Below are 15,740 nucleotides of genomic sequence, written 5' to 3'. Positions count from 1 at the left end.
ACCAGGCCGCATGATGCGCTGACCCCTCACGGAGGACGCTGCCATGCCGGTAACCCCCAACAAGGTTCGCCTGCGCCTGGCCGAGGGCGGGCTCGCTCTCGGCTTCGGCGTGCATCACCTCCGCGGCGGCGCGGTCGGCATGATCGCCGCGGCGACCGGCTACGACTGGCTCTTCACCGACATGGAACACGGCGCCATGGGCGTGGAGCAGGCGAGCCAGATCTGCATCGCCGCGCTGTCGCAGGGCATCACGCCCCTCGTCCGCGTCTGCCGGGATGCGCTGCACGAGGGCACGCGCTGCCTCGACAACGGGGCGATGGGCATCGTGGTCCCGCATGTGAATACCGCGGACGACGCGCGCGCCGTCGCCGCCGCCTACCGCTTCCCGCCCTTCGGCCGGCGCAGCCGGGGCGCGCCGCCCTTCGCGCATCGCCTGCAGGCCGTCGGGCACGCCGAGGCGCAGGCCGAGATGAACCGCGAGATCCTGGTCATCTGCATGATCGAGACGCCGGAGGCCGTCGAGAACGCCGAGGAGATCGCCCGCGAGCCCGGCGTGGACATCCTGTTCTTCGGCACCTCCGACCTGACGGCGATGATGGGCATCCCTGGCGAGGTCGGGCATCCGCAGGTCCGGCTGGCCTATGAGCGCGTCGGCGCGGCCTGCGCGCGGCACGGCAAGGTCATGGGCATGGGCGGCGTCTACGACGAGACGGCGGCGGCCGAGTACATCCGGCTCGGCGCCCGCTTCGTCCTCGGCGGCGGCGACCACGGTTTCGTGATGGCCGCCGCCGGTGCGCGGGCGAAGTTCCTGCGGGGGCTCGACCCGCGGGGCGGCTAATTTCCCTGCGGGCGCCGCCGGGGCTGCAGCAAGGACCCGGGGAACGCGCGGGGAGGAACGCATGTGCCACATCTATGCATCGCAGGATCCGAGCCGCTACGCGTGCGAAACGCGGGCGATCCGGCTGCACGGCCACGTCACCAGCATCCGCCTTGAACGCGCCTTCTGGGAGGTGCTGGAACGCATCGCGGCCGAGGAAGGCAGCACCGTCCCGCGCTTCTGCGCCACCCTGCATGACGAGGTGCTGGCGCTGCGGGGCGATCTCGGCAACTTCGCTTCGCTGCTACGGGTGACCTGCCTCGCCTGGCTCGCGACCCAGCGGGTTCCTCGCGAGGATGCCACGGCCCGGGCCGCATGATTCCCTCGTCGTCATAGCCGGCTACTACCTCGTGGTTTCCACGCTCGCCTAGCGTCCCTCGCGACACGGGCCAGACGGCCCCGATGCCTGCCGGGAACCGACCATGGCGAAGCCGATCCATTCGATGATCCGCGTGCTCGACGAGGCGCGCTCGGTGGCGTTCTACGGGACCGCCCTCGGGCTCGAGGTCGCGGACAGGCTCGTCTTCGACGGCTTCACGCTGCTCTATCTCCGCGCGCCGGACGGGCCTTTCGAGCTCGAGCTCACCGTCAACCACGGCCGTACCGAGCCGTATCAGCTCGGCGACGGCTACGGGCACCTTGCGGTCGCGGTCGCGGACCTCGAGGCCGAGCATGCGCGGCTGGCCGCGGCGGGGATCCATCCCGGCCCGATCCGCGACATGCAGCACAAAGGCGAGCCGCTGGCGCGCTTCTTCTTCATCACCGACCCCGACGGCTACCGCACGGAAGTGCTGCAGCGTCGCGGCCGCTATGCCTGACCGACGACCCAGGGAGGAGTTGGAGACGATGAGGGAAGTGGACAAGCGGACGACGGTGCGCCGGCGCGTCCTGCTGCGCGGCGGCGCCGCGGCGCCGGCGGCGATCGCGGTCGCCGCCACCGGCGGAACGGCGGTGGCGGACACGCGTAACCTGCAGCCCGCGACGATGACGACCATCGTCAAGGCGGCGCGCGACATCTTCCCCCATGACAGCTTCCCCGACCGCTTCTATGTCGCCGCCGTCGCGCCCTATGACGACCAGGCCGGCGCGAATGCGCAGCTGAAGCAGCTGCTGGAGGAAGGGGTCGCCGCGCTGAACGCCGAAGCCCGCCGCCGCCACGGCCGCGACTACGTCGCGGTCGCCACCGAGGACCAGCGCGTCGAGGTGCTGAAGGCGCAGCAGGACGGGGCATTCTTCCGCAAGCTCCGCGGCGACCTCGTGGTCGCGCTCTACAACCAGCCCGACGTGTGGGCGAAGCTCGGCTACGAGGGCCCGAGCTGGGAACACGGCGGCTATCTCGAGCGCGGATTCAACGACATCGACTGGCTGCCGGAGGCCTGATCCCATGGCGACGTTCGACCTCAACGACGACAGCGTCGTCGTCATCATCGGCTCCGGCGCGGGCGGCGGCACGCTCGGCAACGAGCTGGCGCAGCGCGGCGCCAAGGTGGTGATCCTGGAAGCCGGCAAGCGGCACGAGTTCACCGATTTCATCAACGACGAATGGGCGTCCTTCACGCAGCTCGCCTGGACGGACATGCGCATGACGGGCGGGTCCTGGCGCGTCGCGAAGGACTTCCCGAACCTCCCGGCCTGGATCGTGAAGGCCGTCGGCGGCACCACCACGCACTGGGCCGGCGCGTCGCTGCGCTTCGAGGCGCATGAGTTCAAGGCGCGCACCACCTATGGCGAGGTCGCGGGCGCCAATCTGCTGGACTGGCCGATCACGAAGGAGGAGCTCGACCCGTACTACGCGAAGGCCGAGGACAAGATGGGCGTGACCGGGACCAACGGCATCCCGCGGCTGCCCGGCAACAACAACTTCAGGGTCTTCGCCGCCGGCGCGAAGAAGCTCGGCTACACCGAGGTCCATACCGGCAACATGGCGATCAACAGCCAGCCGCGCGACGACCGCACGAGCTGCCGCCAGCTCGGCTTCTGCTTCCAGGGCTGCAAGATGGGGGCGAAGTGGTCGACGCTCTACACCGAGATCCCGCGCGGCGAGGAGACGGGACGGCTCGAGGTCCGGGCCGATGCCATGGTGCTCAGGATCGAGCATGACGCGCGCGGCCGCGCGACGGGCGTCGTCTATGCCGATGCGCAAGGCGCACAGCATCGCCAGCGCGCGCGCGTCGTGGCGGTGGCCGGCAACTCGATCGAGAGCCCGCGCCTGCTCCTGAACAGCGCGTCGAGCATGTTCCCGGACGGCATGGCCAACAGCTCCGGCCAGGTCGGCCGGAACTACATGCGCCACACCACCGGCAGCGTCTACGCGACGTTCGAGCGCAAGGTGCACATGTACCGCGGCACCACCATGGCCGGCATCGTGCGCGACGAATCGCACAACGACCCGCGCCGCGGCTTCGTGGGCGGCTACGAGCTCGAGACGCTCTCGCTCGGTGTGCCCTTCATGGCGGCCTTCCTTGAGCCCGGCGCCTGGGGCCGCGGCTTCACCGCCGCGATGGACGGCTACGACCGCATGGCGGGCCTCTGGATCGTCGGCGAGGACATGCCGCAGGAGGGCAACCGGATCACGCTGGATCCGACGGCCAGGGACCGGCACGGCCTGCCTGTCGCGCATGTCACCTTCAACGACCACCCCAACGACATCGCGATGCGCGACCACGCCTATGCCCGCGGCAAGGCGCTGTACGAGGCGGTGGGCGCGACGCGCACCTTCCAGACCACGCCCTATCCCAGCACGCACAACCTCGGCACCAACCGGATGAGCGAGAACCCGCGCGACGGCGTGGTGGACAAGTGGGGCAAGGCGCATGACCTGCCAAACCTCTATGTGTCCGACGGCAGCCAGTTCACGTCCGGCGCGGCCTGCAACCCGACGCTGACCATCGTGGCGCTGGCGATCCGCCAGGCCGAGCACATCGCGGGCCGGATGGCGCGCGGCGAGGTGTGACCCGCCGGGCAGGGCGCGCCGATGCGGCGCGCCCCTACCGCGCCAGCAGGGGCAGCAGGCGCGAGCCCGGGTTCGAGCTTTCGAAGAGGTGCAGGCCGAGATCCTCCGACAGGTGCTCGCAGGCCAGCAGGCCGCGCACCGGATTCCCCGCGCCGTCCACGCGCGGGCTGAACACGCCGATGCCGAGCAGGCGGTTGACCACCGCGACCAGGCCGCCGCCCACGCCGCTCTTCGCTGGCACGCCGACGCGGCAGATCCACTCGCCCGCGCCGTCATAGAGCCCGCAGGAGAACATCACGGACAGCGTGTCGCGCACCGCGTCCAGGCCGAAGACCGCCTGCCCGGTCCGCGGGTTGGCGCCGATATGGGCGAGCGTCGCGCCCATCATCGCGACGTCGCGCGCGGTCACGCTGAGTGAGCATTGGCGGAAGTAGAGGTCGGCCGCCTCGTCCGCTGGCACGGTGAAGATGCCGGCGGCATGGAGCAGATGCGCCAGCGCGCGGTTGCGGTGCCCGGTTGCGGCCTCGGATTCGTAGACTGCCTGGTCCACCGCCAGCGGCCGGCCGGCGGCGTCGGACAGCCTGGCCGTGAGTTCGTCGAAGGCGGCGGGCCCGAAATGCTGGCGGAGCAGGCCCGCCACCGCGATCGCGCCGGCATTGACCATGGCGTTGTAGGGGCGGTTGCGCCGGGGCTCCAGCACCAGGGCATTGAAGGCCTCCGCCATGGGCTGCACGCCGACGGCCTGGCGAACCCGCTCGCGGCCCAGCACCTCGAGCGCGACCGCATAGGCGAAGGGCTTGGACACGGACTGGATGGTGAAGGGCCGGCGCGTGTCGCCGGCCTCGATCACCTCGCCCTGCATCGTTGCCACCGCGATGCCGAACAGGTCCGGCGGCATCAGCGCCAGCGCGGGAATGTAGTCGGCGACCTCGCCGTCGGTCACGACGGCGAGGCGTGCATGCACCTCCGCGACGATGCGCGCGAGGTGCCCCCCATCGGCTGAATTCATTCGGTCGCAGCTCTCCCTCCAGAGCCGCGTGTGCGTTCTCCCGTCGGCGCGCTGTAGCGGACGAGTGGGGGCCGGGGCAATGTCCCTCCGTGCGGGCTGACTTGCGAATGGTTCTCAATTGCGATAATTAGGCGCCATCGTCACGGAGAGACCTCCCCATGTTGCGTCGCGTCCTGCTGCCCGGCCTCGCCGTCCTGCTCCTCGCCCCGGCCGGCCTGCACGCCCAGCCCAACCGCGGCGAGGTCGCGGTGTATTCCGCGCGGCACTACGATACCGACCGGCAGCTCTACGACGCCTTCACCCGCGCGACAGGCATCCGCGTCCGCCTGATCGAGGGCGATGCCGACCAGCTGGTCGAGCGGATCCGCACCGAGGGCGCGAACAGCCCGGCCGACGTCCTCATCACGGTGGACGCGGCGCGGCTCGCGCGCGCCAAGGATGCCGGCGTGACGCAGCCGCATGGCTCCGCCGTGATCGACCAGCGCGTGCCGGCGGGGCTGCGCGACGCGGACGGGCAGTGGTTCGCAGTATCGCAGCGCGCTCGCGTGATCATGTTCGACAAGCAGCGCGGCGCGCCGGAGGGCCTGGCGCGCTACGAGGACCTGGCCGATCCGCGCTTCCGCGGCACGATCTGCGTGCGCGCGGCGAACCATCCCTACAACGTCAGCATGGTGGCCTCGATCCTCGCGGCCGACGGGGCGGAAGCGACCGAGGCCTGGGCGCGCGGCGTCGCGCAGAACCTGGCGCGCCCGCCGCAGGGCGGCGACCGCGACCAGTTCCGCGCCATCCCGTCCGGCCAGTGCCAGCTCGCGATCAGCAACACCTACTACCTCGCGGCCTTCGGCGCCTCGCAGGATCCCGCGGACCGCACGCTGTTCGAGAGGATCGGCGTGATCTTCCCCAACCAGGCGGCGGGCGACCGCGGCGCGCATGTCAACGTCTCGGGCGCGGCGATGGTCAGGACCTCGCCGAACCGGGAGAACGCGGTGCGCTTCCTGGAATACCTGACGACACCGGAGGCGCAGCAGATCCTCGCGCTCGGCAACATGGAATACCCGGTCGTGGACGGCGTGCCGCTGCACCCCGCGCTGGTCGCGATGGGCAGCTTCCGCGGCGAGGCGATCCACGCGACGCAGTCCGCGCAGAACGCGGCCGAGGCACTGCGCATCATGCAGCGGTCGGGCTGGCGCTGAGCAGCGCGACGACGACGGCGTCGGGAAGCCGGCGGACCGGGACTGCGCGTCCCGGTCCGGGATGGCGTCAGCCCCAGCGCCAGGGCGTCGGCAGGAAGGCGAAGCCCTGTCCGCGGTTCTCGACATGGCCGAGGCCGGGGAAGGGGAAGTGGTAGCCCAGCACCTGCACGCGGTCCGTCGCCGCCATGTCGAGCGTGCGGCGGCGGGTCTGGCTGGCCAGCGCGGGATCGGCGTCGAAGCCGAAGGGCCAGTCGGGACGGGCCAGCGCGATGACCGAGTGGTTCGCAACGTCACCCATGACGAGCAGCGCCTGGCCCTGGCTTTCCACGACAAAGCTGACATGGCCGAGGGTGTGGCCCGGCGTCGGCACGGCACGGATGCCGGACACCACCTCGCCGTTCGGCGCCAGGGTCGTGAACCTCGCGCGCCGCGGCAGCACCACGTCGCGCGTGCCGGCGACCAGGCTGCGCAGCGGCTCCGGCAGGGAAAGGCCTGACTCCGCCGTCCAGAAATCGAGGTCCGCACCGGTCATCAGGAAGCGTGCATTCGGGAACACGTCGCGCCCCTGTGCATCTGCGATCCCCCAGGCGTGGTCGCCATGCGCATGGGTGAAGGCGACCACGTCCACCTCGGCCGCTGCGATGCCGGACGCCGCGAGCGCCTGTCCGATGGTCCCCGCCCCCGGCCCGAACAGGGCGGACGGCCCGAGCCCGGCATCGAGCAGCACGATCTCCCGGCCCGTGTTCACGACGAGGCAATTGATCTGGCCGGGCAGCGTACCGGTCGGAAGGCGGGCGTCGCGCAGCACGGCCTCGACCTCGGCCGCCGTCGCGGCGGTGCCGCCGAAGGTCGGATGCGGCGGGCCGAGATCGAGCGCGCCGTCCGACAGCACCGTGCATTCGAAGGCACCGAGGCGGAAGCGGTACCAGCCGGCATTCTGCCCGCCGCGGAAGGGCGCGGCGGCGCGCGCAGGCAGCAGCGGTCCAGCCGCGGCAAGGCCGGCGCCGAGGACGAGGCGTCGCGTCAGCATGGGGATCCCTATCGTTCGTTCTGCTTCAAGCAGTTAGGTTGCCCAGGCTTTCGTCAACCCTGCGCGGCTGGATGGAAGCACCCGACGAGCGGCAGGTGGTCCGAGGCGCGCCGCGCCAGGGGGCTGTCGTGCACTGCGACGTCGCTCAGCAGCCCCGCCGGCCTGCACAGCAGGTGGTCGAGCGGGAGCGCCGGCCGGAAGGAGGGGAAGGTCGCGAGGGCGCAGCCCGGGCCGAATTCGGGTCGCAGCGCACTGAGGGCCGAGCGGTCCGGCCGCCACTCATTGAGGTCGCCGAGAAGCAGCGTCGGCAGCCCCGGCCCGCCGCCCGTCCGCAGCGCGTCGAGCAGCAGCGCGGCCTGCGCGCGGCGCCGCGCGGCGCCGAGGCTGAGATGGCAGGCGATCAGCCGGAACGGCCCGGCGCCGAGGTCGACCTCCGCCAGGATCGCGCCGCGCGGCTCAAGCCCGCCGAGGCGCAGCCCCGCCGGTCCGAAGCGCAAATCGACATCCCGCCGCACCAGCACGACATTGCTGCGCCAGCCGCGCGCCCCGGCGACGTCCAGCGGGAGCAGGCCGGCCTCGCGGCCGATCCGCGCGAAGTCCAGCATGTCGCGCCCGCGCGCGACGTAGTGCTGCGCTTCCTGCAGCGCGATCAGGTCGGGCGCGATTGCCGCGATCACCGCGGCGATGCGGCCTGGCCGGAACAGGCCGAAGGGGCCGCGGCCACGATGGACGTTCCAGGTCGCGACGCGCATGGCCCTCAGGCCGGCGCCGTGCTGTCCACCCGGCGTCGTCCCCACCACAGCGTGCCGATCACGACGCCGGACGTGGTCAGCGCGATGTCGGAGGCGGTGTCGAGCGCGTCGCCGATCAGCGACAGCGCCCATTCCACGATCTCCCACCCCACGCCGAGCGCCAGGCCGGCGCCGGCGCCGATCAGAACGAGCCCCGCGGCCGCGCGGGGCCGCCCATCCGCCGCGACCAGCGCGCCCAGCACCGCGCCGGCCAGCATGCCGCTCAGCAGGTGGACGATCTCGTCATAGGGATTGGCGCCGTAGAACCAGTTCACGCCGTAGCCCGGGCTCGACAGCAGCGTCGCCAGCACGGGCGCGGCGTCGAGGCGGCGCGGCAGGGCCCGGATCCGCCAGGGCAGGGTCGCCATCCGCTCCCGCGGCGGCAGGATCAGGCCGAGGCAGCCGAGCAGCGCGGCAAGGGTCCCTTGGGCGGCGCGGTGCTTCTGCTCGAGCCAGAGCCAGGCGACGACGCCGAGCAAGGCAGTCAGGCAGGCCCAGGCGAAGCGCGAATGGCGCGACAGGTCATCCGAGGTGAGCAGGGGCACGCAGCGCTCCGTCCTGGCCGATCCGGCCTGAACGCGGGAGAAGCGCGCGGGTGTCAGGCGAGCCCGGCGACGGCCTCGGCGAAGCGCGCGGGGTCGGCGATGACGCGCGGCACCTTGTGCTGCCCGCCGAGCTTGCCGCGCGCGCGCATCCATTCCGTAAAGCGGCCGGGCGGGACGGCGACGAGTTCGGGCGGCAGGAGCTGGCCGCCCTTGCGGTGGGCGGCGTAGTCCTCGTTCAGCGCGGCGAGCGCCGCGTCCAGGCGCGCGGCGAGGCCGTCCAGCGGCGCCTCGGTCTCCAGCACCAGGCGATGGCGGCCGAGTTCGCCCACGAATTCGGGACCGCAGCACCATTCCGCGATCGGGATGCCGAGGCGATCCAGCGCGGTGGCGATCTCCTCGCCGGTGAGGTGCTCGCCGAAGGCCGACATCGTCCAGGCCGTGCGTCCGGTCATCAGCAGCCGCGGCGGGCGGCGGTCCACGAAGCGCACGACGTCGCCGACGACATAGGCGTGGAGACCGGCATTGGTGGTCAGGACGATGGCGTAGTCCACGCCGGTCTCGATCGTCGCGGCCCAGTGGCGGGTGGGATCGGGCGTGTCGAGCTCCTCGACGGGAACGAATTCGAAGAAGCAGCCGCGATCCAGCACCAGGCGCATGCCCTCGCCTTCGCCGCGGTCCTGGATCGCGCAGAACCCCTCGCTGGCGGGGTAGACCTCGCGTGTCGAACAACCCGGCGGCAGCAGGGGGCCGAAGCGGTCGCGATAGGGCGCCCAGGCGGCGCCGCCATGGATCAGCAGCTCGAGGTGGGGAAAAGGCGGCGCGCCGTCGCGTGCCATGCGGTGCAGGAGCATCAGGAGCCAGGAGGGCGTGCCGGTCAGCACACGGACGGCCTCGCGCGGCGTCCGCTCCGCCAACGCGGCAAGCTTGGCGTCCCAATCCGGCGTCAGCGCGATCGTGTCGGGCGGCCAGGCGCGGCCGCGCAGCAGGCGGGGGATTTCGACCGTCGCGATGCCCGAGAGGTCGCCGCCGCGCACGCCCGGCGCCAGGTCCTGCAGCGCCGTCGAGCCGCCGAGCATGAAGGAGAGGCCCGCAAAGGGGCGGGAGCGGGGATGCGCGGCGAGGTGCCAGGCCAGCGTGTCCAGCCCCGCGCCCTGGTTCGCCGCCATCTGCGCGGCGGTGACAGGGATGTATTTCGTGGTGCCCGAGGTCGTGCCCGAGGAGAGCGCGAAATAGGGGACCAGGCCGGGCCAGGTGACGTCGCGCAGCACGGGGAAATCCGTTTGCCACCAGTCCCGCCAGAAATCCTCGTAGCGGCGGAGCGGCACGCGGGCCTGGAAATCGCGCACGCCACGGATCGCGTCGAAGCCATGCGCGCGGCCGAAGCGCGTGTCGCGCGCGGTGCGCAGGAAGGAGAGCAGCAGGCGCTCCTGCGTGGCGACGGGGTCGAGCGATTCCATCCGCGCCACGCGAGGGCGCGTGAAGAGCTTCAGGATCGGCGTGCCGTCCAGCATCAACGCGGCTCGATGCGGGTCACGCGCGGGAATTCCCTCGCGACGGTCTCCGCCCGCAGCGGCACGCGCACCGCGCGGCCGTCGCGCCACAGCGGGACCTGGTCCATGAAGGCGGCCGATCCCAGCCAGCCATCCTGCCCGCCCCAGAGCGTGAACCAGTTGGCGTCGGCGTCGGCCATGTCGCTGACGTGGCGCGCCATGGAACCGAAGCTGGCGGTCCGCCGCGTGCCGTCCAGCAGGCCGTGGCTCGTCTTCATCGGCGTCTCGCGCGAGCCGCCGGTGGGGTAGTCCGCAAAGACGAAGGCGCCGCCGATTACAGGCAGGTTCACCAGCCAATGCGCGGCGCGCACGCGGTGGATGTCGCCCCAGCTTCCGAGGCGCTGCCAGTCCGCCTGGGCGCCGAGCGCGGCCTCGCGCAGCACCGTCTCGCGCCGCGCCGGCGGCAGTGCGTCGATGTCGCGCAGCAGGAAGGTCGTGAGGAAGTTCCACTGGCTCTCCGGCCCGCGCGGCGAGAGCGAGGCGTCTCGCAGCGCCGGGACCAGGCGCGCCAGCAGCATCTCGAAGGCGACTGGGGCGCGGCTCTCATCGGCATAGTCGCCACGCCAGCCGCCGAGCGCGTCGCGCAGCGCCGGCGCGGGATGGCCGCCGGGCAGCGCGGCGAGGTGGTCGTTGAGGCGGGCGGCGAGTTGCGCCGCGCGCGGGCTGACGACGTCGCGCTGGATGGCGGCGAGGCTTGCCGGCGTGTGGCGCGGCGTCGCGGCGAGAAGCTCTTCCAGCCGCTGCACGCGGTCGGGGTCGGAGAAGAAGAAGCCGATCGGCGGCACGCCCGGCCGCTCCGCCCAGCGCGGGCGGTCGTTGGCGGAGGCGAGGACGCCCGTGCGCGGATTGCTCTCGGCGGGCAGCGTGTCGGGACCGCGCAGGCGCTGCCAGGGCGCGGTCGCGTTCGGATCGCGCGCGTCGAGCACGAAGTCTGTCGCCGGGAAGCCGGCACGGTCGGGAATCGTCGTCGCGATGAAGCGGCCGATACGGCCGCGCGTGTCGGCCCAGACCATGGTCTGCGGGCTGACGCCGAAGCCCGCGAAGGCGCGCTGGAAGGCGTCGCCGTCGCTGGCCCGCGACGCGCGCAGCAGCGCCGTAATCTCGTCGGTCGGCGCGTGGCCGACCCAGCGCAGCGCGAGCGTCGCGCCGCCGCTGGGGATCAGCGACGCATCGCTCACGACCGGTCCGAGAGGCGAGATGCGCACGCGCCGCGTGGTGTCGAACCAGAGCCGCTGCGACAGGCGCACCGTCTCGGTGCGGAAGGCCTCGGGCGGCAGCTGCGAGACGTCGAACAGGTCCGACGAGGCCGAGCGCAGATTCGTCCCGCCCCAGGCGACGTCGGGGTTGCGGCCGACGCCGATGATCGGCAGCCCCGGCACCATCAGCCCGACAGCGTGATACGACGGGGAGCGCATGCCGACGACGAGCCAGAGATTCGGCATGTTCATGGAGAGATGCGGGTCGGAGGCGATCAGCGCGCCGCCCGTCGCGCTGCGCGAGGCCGCGACGGCGACGCTGTTGCTGCCGCTGCGCGACGTGCCGCCCAGGATCTCGCCGAGCAGCCCGGCCTGCTCGGACGGTACGGGATTGCCGCCGGCTTCCCGCACGCGCTGCCAGAGTGCGGCGAAACCGGGCTGGCCTCGCAAGGGCAGGAGGGAGGCATAGGAGAGCCAGGTGATGTCGGTCCCCGCCAGGCGGCCGACGGCGAGCAGGTCTTCCTCGGTCACGGGCTCGCGGGGCAGGGCGAGCAGGCCGGATTCGGGCGGGGGCGGGCCGTTCAGCAGGGCGTGGTTCAGGCCGCGGAGGAAGGCCTGGACGAAGGTACGCGTCTCCGGCGGCCAGGCCGCGATGATCTCCGCCGCGGCGCGGCCGAAGCCGAGGATGCGGAGCGCGTGGTCCACCTCCAGCGCGGGCGGGCCGGCGACCTCGGCCAGGCGCCCCTGCGCGATCAGGCGCATGAGCGACACCTGCGCCCCGCGGAGATGCCCGTGCACCAGCCCGAGCGCGACGGCGAGGTCCTCGTCGGTCTCCGCGGTGATCCAGGGGACCATGTGGTCATTCCAGCGGATCTCGACGGGGCGGGAGACCGGCGCGCCGGCGGGGATCGCGGCCAGGCGCTGGTCCACCGGCGTGGCGCGCGGCGACAGCGCTGCGCAGCCCGGAAGGAGGGCAAGCAGGCCGATCAGGAAGGGGCGGAGGCGCATCGCCGCAGAAGATGGCCTGCCCGCGCGCGAATGCCAGTCAGTGCCTGCGCATCGCGCGGACCAGGACGGCGACCGGCAGCAGGCCGACGGCGACGATCAGCAGCGCGGCGGTGGAGGCCTCGGCCAGGCGCTCGTCGGCGGCGAGCGCATAGACGCGGACCGCCAGCGTGTCGAAGTCGAAGGGGCGGACGATCAGCGTCGCCGGCAGCTCCTTCATCGTGTCCACGAAGACGAGGACGCCGGCGGTCAGCAGCGCGCCGCGCGCCATGGGCAGTTCGACCTCCCGCACGGCGCGGCCAGGGCTGCGGCCCAGCACGCGGGCGGCGGCGAAGAGCGACGGGCGGATCCGGGTCAGGCCGGATTCCACCGCGGAGATCGCGACGCCGAGGAAGCGCACGAGATAGGCAAAGACCAGCGCCGCGATGGTGCCGGACAGGACCAGGCCGGTGGAGATCCCGAAGCGGGCGCGCATCCAGCCGTCCAGCGCATTGTCGAACAGCGCGAAGGGCACCAGCGCGCCGACGGCGATCACCGATCCCGGCATGGCGTAGCCGAGCGACGCCACGCGGTTCGCGGCCGCGCGGACGGGGGACGGATGCAGCCGCTGCGACCAGGCCAGCAGGGCGGCGATCAGCACGGCAAGGACGCCCGCCATCACGGCCAGCGTCAGGCTGTTGAAGGCATAGGGCAGCACGCGCCGTGCCTCGAAGGGGTTGGACTGCTTCAGCATCAGCGCGAAGAGCGTGCCCGCCGGGATCACGAAGCCCAGCAGCACCGGCATGCAGCAGGCCGCGATGGCCAGCGCCTGCTTCCAGCCCCGCAGCACGACGGGCCGCAGCGGCGGGCTGCGCGTCGTCGTGGGGTGGAAGCGCCGCCCGCCGCGGGAGGCGCGTTCCAGCAGCAGCAGCAGTGCGATCAGCCCCATCAGGCAGGCCGCAAGCTGCGCCGCGGCGGGGCGGTTTCCCAGCCCGAACCAGCTGTCGTAGATGCCGGTGGTGAAGGTGCGCACGGCGAAATGCTGCACGGTGCCGTAATCCGCCAGCGTCTCCATCAGCACGAGCGCGATGCCGCCGGCCAGCGCCGGGCGCGCCATCGGCAGCGCGACATGGACGAAGGTGCGGGGCAGGCCGTGGCCGAGCGTGCGGCTGGCTTCCAGCAGGCAGACGCTCTGCGTCAGGAAGGCGCCGCGGCAGAGGAGATAAACGTAGGGATACAGCACCGCCGCCAGCATCAGCGCGGCGCCTGGCAGGCTGCGGATCTCCGGGAACCAGTATTCGTTCCAGCGCAGGCCAGTCGCGGCGCGGAAGCTCTCCTGCACCGGGCCCGCGACGTCCAGCAGCCAGACATAGGCGTAGCCGCAGACATAGGCCGGCATCGCCAGCGGCAGCAGCAGTGCCACTTCGATCAGCGCCCGCCCGCGGAAGTCGCAGGCCGCGACCAGCCAGGCACTGACCGCGCCCATGCTGGCCGCCATGACGCCGACCAGCAGTGCCAGCAGCAGCGAGTTCACCAGCAGGTCCGGCAGGACGGTGCGCGCGAGATGCGTCCAGGCCTCGCCGCCCGGTGCGGCCGCCGTCACCAGCACCGAGACCAGCGGCCCCGCGATCACCGCCGCGACCGCGACAGACCCCCAGGCCCAGGCAGGCGTCGCGCGACGCCGGGACTGCGCATGACGGGCGGGCAGGGCCTCGGCGGCGTGCGACATCACGCCACGCGATGCGGCGCCGGCTGGTTCAGCCGCAGCACGGCGTCGAGGTTGTCGAGCGCGCGATGGCCCATCGCGTCGCGCGTCTCGATCGTGGCACTACCGAGATGCGGCAGCAGCGCGACGTTCTCGAGCCCGAGATAGCCGTCGAACACCTTGGGCTCGCCGTCATAGACGTCGAGGCCGGCGGCGCGGATGTGGCCGGACTTCAGCGCATCCACGAGCGCGGCGTCGTCCACCGAGCCGCCGCGGCCGGTGTTGATGACGATCGCGCCCTTCTTCATGCGCGCGAGCCGTTCCGCGTTCAGCCATTTCCGCGTGGCGTCGCCGCCCGGCATGTGCATCGAGATGATGTCGATCGCGCCGAGGAAGCTGTCGTCGTTGTCGTGGAACACGGCGCCCTGTTCCAGATCGGCGGGTGCGCGCTGGATGTCGCGGTAGTGAATCTTCATCCGGAACCCGCGCGCCATGGCCGCGAGCTCCCGCCCGATGCGGCCGAAGCCGGCGATGCCCAGCGTCTTGTTCTCCAGCGTCACGCCCATGAGCTGGGTCGGTGCCCAGCCTTCCCAGGCGCGGGCGCGGACCATGCGCTCGCCCTCGCCGGCGCGGCGGGCGGCCATCAGCATCAGGGTGAAGGCGCATTCGGCGGTGGCGAAGGACAGGACCTCGGGCGTGTTGGTCACGACGATGCCGCGCGCCTTGGCGGCGTCGATGGCGATGTGGTCGTAGCCGACGGAGAAGGTCGCGATGACCTTCACGCTGGCGGGCAGGGCGGCGATGGTCTGCGCATTCATCGGGTCGCCCGCCGCGCAGAGCACCCCGGCGGCACCCGCCTCCGTCGCGCGGCGCGCGATCTCGGCGCCGTCCCTGAACCAGGGGGCGTCCTTGGGGTTCAGCCGCGCGTCGTAGTCGCGCGCGGCGCGGGCCTCGGTCGCCTCGGGCAGCTTGCGGGTGACGAGCAGGACGGGCCTGGCCATGAGCGTTCTCCCTTGGAGGGGCACGCATAGCCGGGGGAGGGGCGCCTTGCCAGCCGGGAGGCGGGGCGGCAGTTTCGCCCCCCTCCGCCGGCACAAGGGTATTTCGCCATGGATCTGGGTCTGAAGGGCAAGCGCGCGCTGGTCATGGGCGCGTCGAAGGGGCTGGGGCGGTCGGTGGCCGACGCGCTGGCGGCCGAGGGAGCGGCGATCGTCGTCAGCGGCCGCAACCAGGCGGCGCTCGACAAGGTGGCGGCCGAGCTGAAGACGGCCGGCGCCGCTTCGGCTTACGGGATCGTCGCCGACGTCGCCAAGGGCGAGGACATGGACCGCCTGGCGGACGAGGCCGTTGCGAAGCTCGGCGGCGTGGACATCCTGGTGCTGAACCACGGGGGGCCCACGCCCTGCGTGGCGTCCGAGATTACCGACGCGGCGCTGCGCACTTGGTTCGAGCAGATCGTGGCGAGCCCGATCCGCATCGCCAACCGGCTGATCCCCGCGATGCGGCAGCGGAAATGGGGCCGGGTGATCGTGATCGGTAGTTCGGGGATGCAGACGCCCATCCCGAACCTCGCGCTGTCCAACACGCTGCGCGCGGCGATCTGGGGCTGGCTCAAGACCTATTCCGGGGAGGCGGCGGCGGATGGCGTGACGATGAACGTGCTGGCGCCGGGCTCCATCCAGACCGACCGCATCGTCGAGAATGCGCGATCCCGCGCCGGCAAGGCCGGCACGTCCGAGGAGGTCGAGCTGCGCAAGATGGCGGAGGAGATCCCCGCCGGCCGCATCGGCCAGCCCAGCGAGTTCGGGCCGACGGGCGCGTTCCTGGCGAGCGAACAGGCCGGCTACATCACGGGGTCCATGATCCGCGTCGATGGCGGCCGCGTGCGGTCCATGCTCTGAGGGCGT

15 protein-coding genes are annotated in these 15,740 nt (G+C 72.2%); 7 read left to right on the top strand and 8 right to left on the bottom strand.

The window, feature by feature from the left end; all coding sequences use genetic code 11:
* Positions 1-43 precede the first annotated feature (43 nt).
* From ACLF3M_RS12930 to ACLF3M_RS12910, 5 genes are all read left to right on the top strand, one after another.
* Positions 44-838: an HpcH/HpaI aldolase family protein gene (locus ACLF3M_RS12930; RefSeq protein ID WP_430657344.1), complete on the top strand. Its 795-nt coding sequence runs from the start codon at positions 44-46 to the stop codon at positions 836-838.
* A gap of 61 nt (positions 839-899) precedes the next feature.
* Complete coding sequence (locus tag ACLF3M_RS12925; RefSeq protein ID WP_430657343.1) at positions 900-1,196, top strand: ribbon-helix-helix domain-containing protein; 297 nt, start codon at positions 900-902, stop codon at positions 1,194-1,196.
* A gap of 103 nt (positions 1,197-1,299) precedes the next feature.
* Positions 1,300-1,695 carry a VOC family protein gene (locus ACLF3M_RS12920; RefSeq protein WP_430657342.1) on the top strand — a complete coding sequence of 132 codons (396 nt, stop codon included), beginning with the start codon at positions 1,300-1,302 and terminating at the stop codon, positions 1,693-1,695.
* Positions 1,696-1,723: 28 nt separating this feature from the next.
* Positions 1,724-2,257 carry a gluconate 2-dehydrogenase subunit 3 family protein gene (locus ACLF3M_RS12915; protein WP_430657341.1) on the top strand — a complete coding sequence of 178 codons (534 nt, stop codon included), beginning with the start codon at positions 1,724-1,726 and terminating at the stop codon, positions 2,255-2,257.
* Positions 2,258-2,261: 4 nt separating this feature from the next.
* Positions 2,262-3,830, top strand: a complete 1,569-nt coding sequence (locus ACLF3M_RS12910; protein ID WP_430657340.1) for a GMC family oxidoreductase — start codon at positions 2,262-2,264, stop codon at positions 3,828-3,830.
* Between the two features lie 34 nt (positions 3,831-3,864).
* On the opposite strand, the gene glsA is transcribed toward ACLF3M_RS12910, so the two are convergent.
* Entirely contained in the window at positions 3,865-4,839 is a 975-nt protein-coding gene (gene glsA / locus ACLF3M_RS12905; RefSeq protein ID WP_430657339.1) for a glutaminase A, read from the bottom strand.
* A 158-nt stretch (positions 4,840-4,997) separates the two neighbouring features.
* On the opposite strand from glsA, the gene ACLF3M_RS12900 reads away from it, so the two are divergent.
* The gene (locus ACLF3M_RS12900) at positions 4,998-6,032 is read left to right on the top strand and encodes a Fe(3+) ABC transporter substrate-binding protein (RefSeq protein ID WP_430657338.1); all 1,035 of its coding nucleotides are present in this window, start codon (positions 4,998-5,000) and stop codon (positions 6,030-6,032) included.
* A 67-nt stretch (positions 6,033-6,099) separates the two neighbouring features.
* Here the strand turns inward: ACLF3M_RS12900 and ACLF3M_RS12895 are convergent, their stop codons facing one another.
* Genes ACLF3M_RS12895 through ACLF3M_RS12865 form a run of 7 tightly spaced genes read right to left on the bottom strand, consistent with a single transcriptional unit; the run spans position 6,100 to position 14,834 of the window.
* Positions 6,100-7,062, bottom strand: a complete 963-nt coding sequence (locus tag ACLF3M_RS12895; protein WP_430657337.1) for an MBL fold metallo-hydrolase — start codon at positions 7,060-7,062, stop codon at positions 6,100-6,102.
* Between the two features lie 53 nt (positions 7,063-7,115).
* Complete coding sequence (locus ACLF3M_RS12890; RefSeq protein WP_430657336.1) at positions 7,116-7,814, bottom strand: endonuclease/exonuclease/phosphatase family protein; 699 nt, start codon at positions 7,812-7,814, stop codon at positions 7,116-7,118.
* Positions 7,815-7,819: 5 nt separating this feature from the next.
* On the bottom strand, positions 7,820-8,398 hold the full coding sequence (locus ACLF3M_RS12885; protein ID WP_430657335.1) for a hypothetical protein: 579 nt from the start codon (positions 8,396-8,398) through the stop codon (positions 7,820-7,822).
* A 53-nt stretch (positions 8,399-8,451) separates the two neighbouring features.
* A complete protein-coding gene (locus ACLF3M_RS12880; RefSeq protein WP_430657334.1) occupies positions 8,452-9,909 on the bottom strand; it encodes a GH3 family domain-containing protein in 1,458 nt (485 codons plus the stop codon).
* Complete coding sequence (locus tag ACLF3M_RS12875) at positions 9,909-12,152, bottom strand: penicillin acylase family protein (protein ID WP_430657333.1); 2,244 nt, start codon at positions 12,150-12,152, stop codon at positions 9,909-9,911. Before ACLF3M_RS12875 ends, ACLF3M_RS12880 begins: the two co-directional genes overlap by 1 nt.
* A gap of 37 nt (positions 12,153-12,189) precedes the next feature.
* On the bottom strand, positions 12,190-13,857 hold the full coding sequence (locus ACLF3M_RS12870) for an ABC transporter permease (RefSeq protein WP_430657332.1): 1,668 nt from the start codon (positions 13,855-13,857) through the stop codon (positions 12,190-12,192).
* Complete coding sequence (locus ACLF3M_RS12865; RefSeq protein WP_430657331.1) at positions 13,857-14,834, bottom strand: 2-hydroxyacid dehydrogenase; 978 nt, start codon at positions 14,832-14,834, stop codon at positions 13,857-13,859. Before ACLF3M_RS12865 ends, ACLF3M_RS12870 begins: the two co-directional genes overlap by 1 nt.
* A 108-nt stretch (positions 14,835-14,942) precedes the next feature.
* On the opposite strand from ACLF3M_RS12865, the gene ACLF3M_RS12860 reads away from it, so the two are divergent.
* Complete coding sequence (locus tag ACLF3M_RS12860; RefSeq protein WP_430657330.1) at positions 14,943-15,734, top strand: SDR family oxidoreductase; 792 nt, start codon at positions 14,943-14,945, stop codon at positions 15,732-15,734.
* Positions 15,735-15,740 lie beyond the last annotated feature (6 nt).

The organism is Falsiroseomonas sp. HW251, from assembly GCF_050563545.1.
Taxonomy (GTDB): domain Bacteria; phylum Pseudomonadota; class Alphaproteobacteria; order Acetobacterales; family Acetobacteraceae; genus Falsiroseomonas.
The sequence above is the reverse complement of the archived record's forward strand: the minus strand, read 5'-3'. Positions and strand labels throughout refer to the sequence as shown.